A 12,802-nucleotide genomic window follows, 5' to 3' on the forward strand; every position below is an offset into this window, starting at 1 on the left:
GTCTGCCTCAACACAATTCCCTGTGGGAGCGAGCCTGCTCGCGAAGGCGTCGTATCAGCCAACATCTGAGTCAGCTGACATAGCGCATTCGCGAGCGGGCTCGCTCCCACAGCTTCAGATCCTCCCGACCTTTTGTCATGTTTGAGGAGGATAAGAATGCCTGCGCATGGGCCGATTGTATAAACGGCGTACAGCCAGAACACAAGTCGGTAAATGCGTTCGGACAAGGCCGTTTTTTGTGATAGGGTTCGCGCCCTTAAAAATCCGCTGAAGCGTTTTTCCCGGTGAAAAAACAGTGACAGACGGTCTAGCTCAGCAGGTTCGCGGCCTACACGCGAATTCCGGATTTCTTACACAATTTACGCACAGGTTTATCCACAGCTAGTACGTTGCAAGCACCCGTAAAACGCATTATCTTGTAGCACGGCGCAGGGAGAGACCCTACATATAGGGTTTTCCGCTTAAACGCCCAACCACATTTCAGACCTGAAACTCAAGCGATTTATTGCCTGTTTCCGGTTGAACCAAGCAAGTTTTTCAAAGCCCAAACCGCACTTGCGGATGGCACCGTTTTTTAGCTCGCAGCGGCGAGAACGGTACGGGTGTTGCAGTCATTACTGTCACCCGGGAAGGAATCCGGCTCGAGCCCTGGCTCGTAGCCAAAAACTTCGGCAAGGATGCGGCTTCATCAGCCTTTTTTCCTACTGTCCCGAAGTTGTTATACCCGACGCCCGTCGGCTGTAGTGCTTCTGGACAGAACGGTGGGCACCATGATGGTGCCCAAACAAACATAGAGAATGTGGAGACCACCCCCCATGCAAACCGACACAACTCGCGAGAACCCGCAGGGCACCTTGCCGCAGGCCGCTGATTCGAATTCGGATCTGGCAGCCACCGCGCCTGGTCAACTGCGCGTGATCAAGCGCAATGGCACTGTCGTTCCTTACACCGATGACAAGATCACCGTCGCTATCACCAAAGCGTTCCTCGCAGTTGAAGGCGGCACCGCTGCCGCTTCGTCGCGAATCCATGACACCGTTGCCCGTCTGACCGAACAGGTCACCGCGACCTTCAAGCGTCGCATGCCGTCGGGTGGCACCATCCACATCGAAGAAATCCAGGACCAGGTCGAACTGGCCCTGATGCGTGCCGGTGAGCAGAAAGTCGCTCGCGACTACGTGATCTACCGTGACGGTCGTTCGAAAGAACGCGCTGCCCACGCGCCGGCCGAAGAAGCGGTCAACGCTCACCCGTCGATCCGCATCACCCGTGCCGACGGCAGCCTGGCGCCGCTCGACATGGGCCGCCTGAACACCATCGTCACCGAGGCCTGCGAAGGTCTGGAAGAAGTCGACGGCGACCTGATCCAGCGCGAAACCCTGAAAAACCTGTACGACGGCGTGGCCCTGACCGACGTCAACACCGCCCTGGTGATGACCGCCCGTACCCTGGTCGAGCGTGAGCCGAACTACTCGTTCGTGACCGCCCGCCTGCTGATGGACACCCTGCGTGCCGAAGGTCTGGGTTTCCTCGGTGTGGCCGAAAGCGCCACTCACCACGAAATGGCCGACCTGTACGCCAAGGCACTGCCGGCTTACATCGCCAAAGGTATCGAGTTCGAACTGCTGAACCCTGTGCTGGCTTCCTTCGACCTGGAAAAACTGGGCAAGGCGATCAACCACGAGCGTGATCAGCAATTCACCTACCTGGGCCTGCAGACCCTGTACGACCGTTACTTCATCCACAAGGATGGCGTGCGTTTCGAACTGCCGCAGATCTTCTTCATGCGCGTGGCCATGGGCCTGGCGATCGAAGAGAAGCAGAAAGAAGACCGTGCGATCGAGTTCTACAACCTGCTGTCGTCCTTCGACTACATGTCGTCGACCCCGACCCTGTTCAACGCCGGTACCCTGCGTCCACAGCTGTCGAGCTGCTACCTGACCACCGTGCCGGATGACCTGTCGGGCATCTACCACGCGATCCACGACAACGCCATGTTGTCGAAATTCGCCGGCGGCCTGGGCAACGACTGGACGCCTGTTCGCGCTCTGGGTTCGTACATCAAGGGCACCAACGGCAAGTCGCAAGGCGTTGTGCCGTTCCTCAAAGTGGTGAACGACACCGCTGTAGCCGTTAACCAGGGTGGCAAGCGCAAAGGCGCTGTCTGTGCCTACCTGGAAACCTGGCACATGGACATCGAAGAGTTCATCGAACTGCGCAAGAACACCGGTGATGATCGTCGTCGTACCCACGACATGAACACCGCCAACTGGATCCCTGACCTGTTCATGAAGCGTGTCTTCGATGACGGCAAGTGGACCCTGTTCTCGCCATCCGAAGTACCGGACCTGCACGACCTGACCGGCAAAGCCTTCGAAGAGCGCTACGAGTACTACGAAGCCCTGACCGAATACCCAGGCAAGGTCAAACTGTTCAAGACCATCCAGGCCAAAGACCTGTGGCGCAAAATGCTCTCCATGCTGTTTGAAACCGGCCACCCATGGCTGACCTTCAAAGACCCGTGCAACCTGCGCAGCCCGCAGCAGCACGTCGGCGTGGTTCACAGCTCGAACCTGTGCACCGAGATCACCTTGAACACCAACAAGGACGAGATCGCTGTTTGCAACCTGGGCTCGATCAACCTGCCGAACCACATCGTGGATGGCAAGCTGGACACCGCCAAGCTGGAACGCACCGTGAACACCGCCGTACGCATGCTCGATAACGTTATCGACATCAACTACTACTCGGTGCCACAAGCGAAGAACTCCAACTTCAAGCACCGTCCGGTCGGTCTGGGCATCATGGGCTTCCAGGACGCGCTGTACCTGCAGCACATCCCTTACGGTTCCGACGCTGCCGTCGAGTTCGCCGACAAGTCGATGGAAGCGGTCAGCTACTACGCGATCCAGGCGTCCTGCGACCTGGCTGACGAGCGTGGCGCGTACGAGACGTTCCAGGGTTCGCTGTGGTCCAAAGGCATCCTGCCGCTGGATTCGCAACAGATCCTGATCGAAGCCCGTGGCCAGAAGTACATCGATGTCGACCTGAACGAAACCCTCGACTGGGCACCGGTTCGCGCCCGTGTACAGAAAGGCATTCGTAACTCCAACATCATGGCCATCGCACCGACCGCGACCATCGCCAACATCACCGGCGTATCGCAGTCGATCGAACCGACCTACCAGAACCTGTATGTGAAATCGAACCTGTCGGGCGAATTCACCGTGATCAACCCGTACCTGGTTCGCGACCTCAAGGCTCGCGGTCTGTGGGACTCGGTCATGATCAACGACCTGAAGTACTACGACGGTTCGGTTCAGCAGATCGAGCGCATCCCGCAAGAACTCAAAGAGCTCTACGCAACCGCGTTCGAAGTGGACACCAAGTGGATCGTTGACGCGGCCAGCCGTCGTCAGAAGTGGATCGACCAGGCCCAATCGCTGAACCTGTACATCGCCGGCGCATCGGGCAAGAAGCTCGACGTGACCTACCGCATGGCCTGGTACCGTGGTCTGAAAACCACTTACTACCTCCGTGCCCTGGCCGCGACCAGCACCGAGAAGTCGACCATCAACACCGGCAAGCTGAACGCTGTTTCCAGCGGCGGCAACCACGGCGACGATTCGGTTCTGGCAGCTCCTGCCGGTCCTGCGCCAGTGCCAAAGGCTTGCGCGATTGACGAGCCGGATTGCGAAGCTTGCCAATAAGCTGAGCTGAGTCAGGCGTTGCGAGACGTCTGATTCTTCCAGGCAAAAGAAACCCCCGACAGACTTCTGGTGTGTCGGGGGTTTTCTTTTGGCTGGAGTAAATATTGAAGCAAAAAAACGGCGAAACCCGGTTACAGGTTTCGCCGCTCATTGTGCTTTCAGTACCTCATCAGACCATAAAGGACTCGGCCATCGCCTGCCCCACTACTGGAATGGTGAACGTATCACCATTGGCAGTAGCGAAGGTTTCGATGGTGTTCGAGCCTGCATACCAGTCCGCAAGAATCACCGCGTTGCTCTGCTTACCGGCATTCCACTCCACAGCATTGAAGATGTAGGCATTGGTGCCGTCGGTCTTGATGATCACATCGGCATACGACTTGATATTCTGCAGCTCGACTCTATCGCCGCCTTGAAGACCATCGTCCTTGATCATCACATTGGTCGACGAATACACCTTGTAGGTATCGCTGCCCTCACCGCCGTAGGCATACCCACCGCCGAACATGATCAAGGTGTCGGAACCCGCGCCGCCAAACAGCTGATATTCAGGCCCATTGCCCACCAGCGAGTCACTGCCGTCATCACCATAGGCAATACCGGCGTAAACGTTAATATCGTCGTTACCGGCATCACCGTGCAGGATGCTGCCGACATCGTTGTTGGCGCTGAACATGCTGTCGTTGCCATTGCCGCCAAACAGCTGATCCGCCTCGGCCGGACCGCTGCGATCCGGACCGTTGATCGCGTAAGGCTCGTAGTTGCCGCCATAAATCGAGTCGTTGCCGTCCCCGCCGTAGATCAGGTCATTCCCTGCTCCACCATAGAGGGTGTTCCAGGCAGCGTTCCCGGTCAGGGTGTCGTTGAATGACGAGCCGTGCAGCCCCTCAATATTGACCAGTACATCGCCGCTCGCATCACCGCCGGTGACTGTATTGGCCAGCAAGTCGACTTGCACCGCAGCCGAGCTGCCGATGTACCAGGCTTCATCGGAAACACCTGCACCGCCATCGATAAAGTCAGCGCCCTTGCCACCAATAAACGTCTCGGCGCCGGCACCACCGATCAACGTGTCATTGAATGCAGTGCCTTCCCAGTTTTCGATGTTGGTGTAGGTGTCGCCTGCTGCGGCACCGGTCAATGGCTGAGTGAGATCAAGCGTGATGGCTGAGCTTTCAAAGGCGAAGCTCACCGTGTCGCGCCCGAAAGCACCGTCAAAATTGTTGATTTGATCATTACCGATGAAGGTGTCGTCGCGTCCCGAGCCGACGAACTTCTCGATGCTCTGGAAGGTATCGCCCTTGGCTATAGCGGTGTGCTCGCCAGTTTTGAGATTGATGACCACGCCTACCGGCCCGACGTCGTTATAGCTGACCGTATCGAAACCATCGCCACCGATAAACGTGTCGCCGCCATCGCCCCCCATCAAAATGTCGTCCCCGGCCCCGCCCGTGATGACGTTATCGAGCGCATTGCCTCGCGCCTGGAACATCCCGGTACCGGTATAGGTCAAGCGCTCGATCCCGGCATTCATGAGGTAGTAAGACTGATTGGTGCGCACTTCATCATTACCGCCGCCAGCCAGTTCGATGATAGCGCCATAGTTTGCGTTGTTGAGGACGTAAACATCGTCGCCCAAACCACCTTGCACAGTGAAACCGGTCGAGTTGGCATTGGCGATAAAGACGTCGTTGTAAGCCGAGCCGATGATGGATTCGATACCGTAAAAACTGTCTCCCTCGGCATCGCCACCCGTGCCCGTGCCAGAGCCGACACCGGCAGCACCCAATGTCAGCGTCACGCCCTGAGTGGATTGCGAGTAATCCGCCACATCAATGCCCGTAGCACCGTCGAACTYGTCGGCACCCGCGCCGGCGATAAATGTATCGGCGTACTGCGTGCCGCGAATCAGTTCGATATCGGTGAAGGTGTCACCTGCGGCGATGCCGCTGTATACGCCCGTCTTGAAATTGAGCGTCACCGCCACCGTGCTGTCGTCATAACTGACGGTGTCCGTACCGGCACCACCGATAAAGCTGTCGGCACCCGCACCGCCCAGCAAGGTATCGTTGCCAGCGCCACCGGTGATGATGTTGTCGCTGGCATTACCGCGACCGGTGAAGTTGCCCGTGCCGGTGTAAGTCAGGCGCTCGACGTTATTGTGCAGCCCCATGCTGAGCTGGTTGGTACGCACTTCGTCGTCGCCGCCGCCCTGCGCTTCGACGATCACCGCCGAGGCACCGGCGTTGACGATGTAGACGTCGTTGCCCGCACCACCCTGTAGGGTGAAGGAGCCGGACGTGGAAGTGGTGAACACATCGTCATACCCCGAACCGATCACCTTTTCRATTCCAGAGAACGAATCGCCCTCGGCATCACCACCGGTCCCGGTGCCAGTTCCGGAAACCAACGTCAGGTTGATGGCCGCGCCAGACTGCGAATAGTCGATGACGTCCATGTTGTCCGGGCCGGCCGTACCGCCGTCGAACTTGTCGGCAGCGGCGCCGGCCATGAACGTGTCACTGTATTTGGAGCCGCGAATGACTTCGATACCCTCAAAGGTATCGCCAGCAGCAATGCCCGTGTGAATACCGGTTTTCTGGTTGATCGTCACGCCTACGGTGGAGTCGTCGTAGGAGACGGTATCGAGGCCCGCGCCACCGATGAAGAGGTCCGCACCCGCACCCCCCATTAGTACGTCGTTGCCAACGCCACCGGTGATGATGTTGTTGCCCGCATTGCCTGTACCGGTGAAGTTACCGGTGCCGGTATAGGTCAGGCGTTCGACTTCAGGACTCAAGGTCATGCTGCTCAGCGAGGTGCGTATTTCGTCGTCACCTCCACCCGCCAATTCAATGACCGACTGATTGGGCGAGCCGTTGATGATGTACAGATCGTTACCCGCCCCGCCCTGGAACAGGGAGGCTGCGGAGCCGCTGACAAACACATCGTCGAAGTCCGAACCGACGACTTTCTCGATATTGGTAAAGGTATCGCCCTGCGCGTCGCCGCCCTGACCACTGCCGGCGCCGAGCGTGGTAAGCGTGATGTTCACGGCCTGCGCCGACAACGAGTAATCGACGGTATCGACGCCACCCGCGGTGCCGCCATCAAAAATGTTGGCCTGCGCGTCACCGAAGAACGTGTCACCGTTCTTGCTGCCACGAATGATTTCGATACCGGAGAAAGTATCGCCTGCAGCGAAGCCTGTGTGTACACCGGTTTTCAGGTTGACCGTGACACCCGCAGCAAGGCTGTCCTCATAGCTGGCAACGTCGATACCGGCGCCGCCAATCAATTTGTCGGCACCTGCACCGCCGAGGAGCACATCGTTGCCAGCGCCGCCGGTGATGATGTTGTCGCCAGCGTTGCCAGTACCGGTGAAGTTACCCGTCCCGGTATAGGTCAAGCGCTCGACTTCGCCGCTCATGCCCATACTGGTCTGGTTGGTACGGATTTCATCATCACCACCACCGGCGGCTTCACCGATGCCACCTGTCCAAGGACCATTGATGATGTAGACATCGTTGCCGGCGCCACCACCGACGCTCGCGCTGCCGGAGTTCAGGGTAAAGACGTCATCGAACGCCGTGCCGATAACCGCTTCCATGTTGCTGAAGGTATCACCCTGCGCATCGCCGCCCAGACCGGTGCCGTTGACGCCGGTCAGCGTCAGGTTGATCGCCTGCTCGGAGCTGGCGTAGCTCAAGGTGTCATAACCGCCCGCACCATCAAACGAGGTGGCCGTGGCGTCGGCGACAAAATTGTCGGTGTAACTGGTACCACGAAATGCCTCGATACCGTTGAACGTATCACCCGCCGCCAGACTGGTGTGAATCCCGGTTTTCAGGTTGATCGTCACGCCGACACCCTGGTTGGCGTCTTCGTAGCTGGCCGTGTCAAAACCCGCGCCGCCAATCAACTGGTCGGCACCCGCACCACCGATCAACACGTCGTTGCCAACGCCGCCGGTGATGATGTTGTTGCCTGTACTGCCGATGCCAGTGAAGTTACCGGTGCCGGTATACGTCAGGCGCTCGATGTCGCCACTCATGCCCATTTTGAGCTGGTTGGTACGAATCTCATCATCGCCGCCACCGGCGCCTTCACCTATCCCGCCCGCCCAGGGACCATTGATGATATAGACGTCGTTACCGGCGCCACCACTGACGCTTGTGCTACCAGAGTTAAGGGTAAAAACATCATCGAATGCAGTGCCGACAACTGCTTCCAGGTTGCTGAAACTATCACCCTGCGCATCACCGCCCAGACCGGTGCCATTGACGCCGGTCAGCGTCAGGTTGATCGCCTGCTCGGAGGTGGCATAGCTCAAGGTGTCGTAGCCGCCCGCACCATCAAAAGAGGTGGCCGTGGCGTCGGCGACAAAATTGTCGGTGTAACTGGTGCCGCGAAACGCCTCGATACCGTTGAACGTATCACCCGCAGCCAGACTGGTGTGAACCCCGGTTTTCAGGTTGATCGTCACACCGATACCCTGGTTGGCGTCTTCGTAGCTGGCCGTGTCGAAACCTGCGCCGCCAATCAACTGGTCGGCACCCGCACCACCGATCAGCACATCGTTGCCGACACCGCCGGTGATGACGTTGTTGCCTGCACTGCCTATACCGGTGAAGTTGCCGGTGCCGGTATACGTCAGGCGCTCGATTTCGCCACTCATGCTTATTTTGATCTGATTGGTACGAATCTCATCATCGCCGCCACCGGCGCCTTCACCGATGCCACCAGTCCAGGGACCATTGATGATGTAGACGTCGTTACCGGCGCCACCATAGACGCTCGTGCTGCCAGAGTTCAGGGTAAAGACGTCATCGAACGCGGTACCGATAACCACGTCCATGTTACTGAAGGCATCACCCTGCGCATCGCCGCCCAGACCGGTACCATTGACGCCGGTCAACGTCAGGTTGATCGCCTGCTCGGAGGTGGCGTAGCTCAAGGTGTCGTAGCCGATCACACCATCAAACGTGTTGGCCGAAGCGTCGGCGACAAAGTTGTCGGTGTAACTGGTACCGCGAAACGCCTCAATACCGTTGAACGTATCGCCCGCCGCAAGACCGGAGTTAACGCCGGTTTTCAGGTTGATCGTCACGCCGACTCCCTGATTGGCGTCTTCGTAGCTGGCGGTGTCGAAACCTGCGCCACCAATGAGCTGATCAGCCCCTTCGCCACCAATGAGAAGGTCGTTGCCATCCCCACCATTCAAAACGTCATCGCCCGCCAAACCACGTATTTGATCATCGCCGATGGTACCTACCAGCGAATCTGCACCATTGGACCCATAAATTACCGCCATTACATCTTCCTTGTGTGAGTGTGCTTGTGTTGGAAACTGCGTCAAATCGCCTGGCGCTGAGGACTCACCCTCTCTGATGCACGTAAGGCTTGATTGCAAAAAGGCTTGAGCATTTTGAAAAATCCGACCGCTTTGGGCTGGGGGCGGTGATGCTCGACACGATCAGAAAAATCACCGCGCACGACATCGGCCGCGCAGACGTTGCTGTGTGAACCCGACAACAGGAGAATTGATTTCAATCGGTTTGAATGAGGGGGCACTGACAGGGCAACCGGCAATGCCCGGGCAGTGCGGGCATATACGGCCCGGCCGGAGGCCGTCGAGCGCTGGCACCGCAATCGGCGCACTGACGTAATCATGACTGTTCAAAGTGTCGCATCCCTGGTGACTACTGATGGCTTCCAAGCCACCGGACCTTAGGCCCAGCTTGCAAACAGGCGGAGTGAATGAAAGTTTGACGCGCACCGCCACCGCTTCCCGAGAGTGCAAGTTCCACACCACAGCGACCGACAAACGGTAGATAGCTGAACACACGTCCCAAATACTACGCCAAAAAAAACCGACGCATTGGCGCGTCGGTTTTCAGTGCAGCTCTCAGATCACATCAGGTCATCTGAATGATGGTCTGCATGATGGTGCTCTGAGTGGAAATGGTCTTGGCGTTCGCCTGATAGTTGCTCTGGCCCTTGATCAGGTCTACCAGTTCGTTGGTCAGGTTAACGTTCGACTCTTCCAGCGAGTTGGAAGCGATCGAACCCAAGGTACCGGTTTCCGGTGCATCGTAGCCCGGGATACCCGAAGCAAACGTCTCTTTCCAGCTGGTGCCACCGATAGCCTGCAGGCCTTGTTCGTTGGTGAAGCTGGCCAGCGCAACCTGGCCGATGGCCTTGCTCTGGTTGTTGCTGAAGTTGGCGAACAAAGTACCGGTGCCGTCGATGGTCAGGTTGGTGATCTGGCCAGTGGCGTAACCGTCCTGAGTCGGAATCGAACGCGCGGTGTCAGCGTTGTACTGAGTGGTCTTGGACATGGAGATGGTCACGCCAGCCGTGTTGGCTGCTGCGCCGTTAGGTACAAAGTTACCGTTGACCACGTTGCCCGGCTTCCAATTGGCCAGCTTCAAGTCGCTGCTGATGATCGGATTGGCCGGATCCGCCGGATTAGGTGTGCTGACCTGAGTCAGATTGCCCGAACTGTCAAACGTCAGTGTCGAAGCAGTTGGAGGCGTCGTGAGTGGATTGCTACCGGTTGCATCCGGATTACGCCCGTCCACCAGGGTGTAAACCTTCCAAGTGTTTTGGCCGGTTTTCACCATGTACTGATCCATGACGTGCGAGTTGCCCTGCGAGTCGTAGATCGGAGTGCTGAAGCTCTTCGTGTACGTCTCAAGCTTGCTCGGATCAAACTTGCCGGCCGCCACTGTGTCGTTGATCACCGGCGCAGTCGAGTTCAAGTTGATGCTCGACGTCACCAGGGAAGTCGATTTCGGCGCCAGGTTCGAGGTATCGATCTTCAGGTCGGTCAACACACCGTTGATGATCTTGCCATTGGCGTCCACGCCGTAACCCTGCAGGCGCGAGGTGTAGTCGGTGTTGGTGATGTAACCGGCGTTGTCGACCTTGAACGTACCGGCACGGGTGTAGGACACCGAGCCGTTGTTGCTCATGGTGAAGAAGCCCGAACCGTTGATGCCCATGTCCAGCACGTTACCGGTGTTGTTGATGTCACCCTGGGTGAACTGCTGGGAAACATTGGCCAGGCGCACGCCGTTGCCAATCACTTTGCTGCCGCTACCCAGGCGAGTGGCCGAGTAGACGTCTTCGAATTCTGCACGGGACGATTTGAAACCGGCGGTCGCGACGTTGGCGATGTTGTTGCCGGTCACGTCCAGTTGCTTGTTGGCTGCATAGAGACCGCTAAGGCCGATATTGAAAGACATATTCCACTCCTTTGTGCCGGTTAGTCGGCTCTATATACCAATGGTTTGTACTTTGGACAGGGCAACAGTGCCCTTGCCGGACAGGTTGAGCATCAGCTCGCCGCCGGTCTGGCTGATCGTCACGCTGGTGACGGTGGCCGGCAGGTAGGTCGCCATATCGGTCGAGGTGCCATTGATCGATGCGTTGGCCTTGACGGTATAGGTACCGGTCTTGACCACGTTGCCGTCCTTGTCCTTGCCGTCCCAGGTGAAGCTCGCGCTGCCTGCGGCGCGGCTGCCCAGATCGATGGTGCGAACCACCGTGCCGCTGCTGTCGGTGATGCTGACGGTGCCGCCGGCAATCGACGACGGAACGCTGACCGAGCCGGTCATGCCTTTGCTCGGATCGTCGAGCTGAACCGAGTTGGTCTGCACGATCACATTGCGGCCCACCAGCGACGAAGCCTGCAACGCCTGCGAGGAGTTGTAGTTGCCAGCCAGCGAGCTGACAGTGCTGTTGAGGGTGGTGATCCCCTCAAGGCTGCTGAACTGTGCCAACTGCGCAACGAAGGCACTGTTGTCCTGCGGATCAAGCGGGTTCTGGTTTTTCAGCTGGGTGACCAGCAATTGCAGGAACGCATCCTTGCCCAGTGCCTGGCCGCCGGTGGCGCTGTTGGTCGCCGAAGCAATGCCACCGGTGGTCGAACTGGTCTTTTTCGACGAGTTCGCCAGGATGTCATTCATGCTCAGGCTGCTGGTGGTATCGGAAACACTCATGGCAGTCGCCCCTTATTACTGACCGAGGGTCAGTACCTTCTGCATCATGGTTTTGGCGGTGTTCATCATTTCGGCGTTGGTCTGGAACGAGCGGCTCGCGGAAATCATGTCAGCCATTTCTTCCACCACGTTGACGTTCGGGTAGTAGACGTAGCCTTTGGCGTCGGCCGCCGGATGGTTCGGCTCGTAACGCGCTTCGAGGTTGCTCTGGTCTTCGACCACACCGAGCACCTGTACGCCCTGACCGGCCGCGTCCTGGCTCTGGAACAGCGAGTTGCTGCCGCTGCTCTGGCCGCCCTGGAACATGGTGGCGAATACCGGGTGACGGGCGCGATAGGTCTGGTCGATGCTCGACGAGACGGTTTCGGCGTTGGCGATGTTCGACGCCACGGTGTTCAGACGCGTGGTTTGTGCGCTCATGCCGCTGCCGGCAATGTTGAAAACGCTGGACAGGGACATGGATTACTCTCCGCGCAGGGCTGACACCAGCCCTTTGAATTTGCTGTTGAGCAGGGTGAAGCTGGCCTGGAAGCCGACGGCGTTTTCCGCGTAGTTCGACTGTTCCAGTTGAGCGTCCACGGTGTTCTGGTCGATCGACGGTTGCATCGGCGTGCGATACATCAGCGATTCGTCGCCATTGCCCAGGCCTTCAGCTTCGATGTGACGGCTGTTGGTCATGTTCAGGGCGATGGTGCCGTTCGCATTTTTCTGGGTCTGTGCTTCAAGCACTTTGGAGAAATCCAGRTCCCGAGCCTTGTAGTTCGGGGTRTCGGCGTTGGCGATGTTGTTGGCCAGMACTTCGGCACGCTKGGCGCGRAAGCCMARKGCCTKTTCGTGRATRCCGAGCGCTTTATCGAAGCTGATGCTCATGKCGGRAACCTTYRGGTGACCGGTTTTTCGTAACTGAGCTCTAGCAAGCGCCGTGCCAAACCACAAAAGCCGCATAAACCGGGGCTTTGCAGGGAGTCGGCAAAGCGGCAATGCCAGAAAAGCGGCAACCGGTGTCCGCCGGATGCCGCTTTTCTGCCGCTTGCCGTCCATCTCATACACACCACGATCCCCTGTAGGAGTGAGCCTGCTCGCGAT

6 protein-coding genes are annotated in these 12,802 nt (G+C 58.1%); 1 reads left to right on the top strand and 5 read right to left on the bottom strand.

What is annotated here, in order from left to right:
- Positions 1–815: 815 nt before the first annotated feature.
- Complete coding sequence (locus AC1DVF_RS17940; RefSeq protein WP_186624801.1) at positions 816–3,710, top strand: ribonucleoside-diphosphate reductase subunit alpha; 2,895 nt, start codon at positions 816–818, stop codon at positions 3,708–3,710.
- Positions 3,711–3,879: 169 nt separating this feature from the next.
- Here the strand turns inward: AC1DVF_RS17940 and AC1DVF_RS17945 are convergent, their stop codons facing one another.
- The 5 genes from AC1DVF_RS17945 to flgB form a co-directional block, all read right to left on the bottom strand.
- The gene (locus AC1DVF_RS17945; protein WP_477782899.1) at positions 3,880–9,024 is read right to left on the bottom strand and encodes a beta strand repeat-containing protein; all 5,145 of its coding nucleotides are present in this window, start codon (positions 9,022–9,024) and stop codon (positions 3,880–3,882) included.
- A 604-nt stretch (positions 9,025–9,628) separates the two neighbouring features.
- The gene (gene flgE / locus AC1DVF_RS17950) at positions 9,629–10,960 is read right to left on the bottom strand and encodes a flagellar hook protein FlgE (protein ID WP_093442114.1); all 1,332 of its coding nucleotides are present in this window, start codon (positions 10,958–10,960) and stop codon (positions 9,629–9,631) included.
- Positions 10,961–10,990: 30 nt separating this feature from the next.
- Entirely contained in the window at positions 10,991–11,716 is a 726-nt protein-coding gene (gene flgD / locus AC1DVF_RS17955; protein WP_093442110.1) for a flagellar hook assembly protein FlgD, read from the bottom strand.
- Positions 11,717–11,731: 15 nt separating this feature from the next.
- On the bottom strand, positions 11,732–12,175 hold the full coding sequence (gene flgC, locus AC1DVF_RS17960; protein WP_099756939.1) for a flagellar basal body rod protein FlgC: 444 nt from the start codon (positions 12,173–12,175) through the stop codon (positions 11,732–11,734).
- A 3-nt stretch (positions 12,176–12,178) separates the two neighbouring features.
- Positions 12,179–12,586, bottom strand: a complete 408-nt coding sequence (gene flgB, locus AC1DVF_RS17965; protein WP_477782900.1) for a flagellar basal body rod protein FlgB — start codon at positions 12,584–12,586, stop codon at positions 12,179–12,181.
- Between the last annotated feature and the right edge of the window lie 216 nt (positions 12,587–12,802).

The organism is Pseudomonas sp. P4_D7, assembly GCF_056401755.1.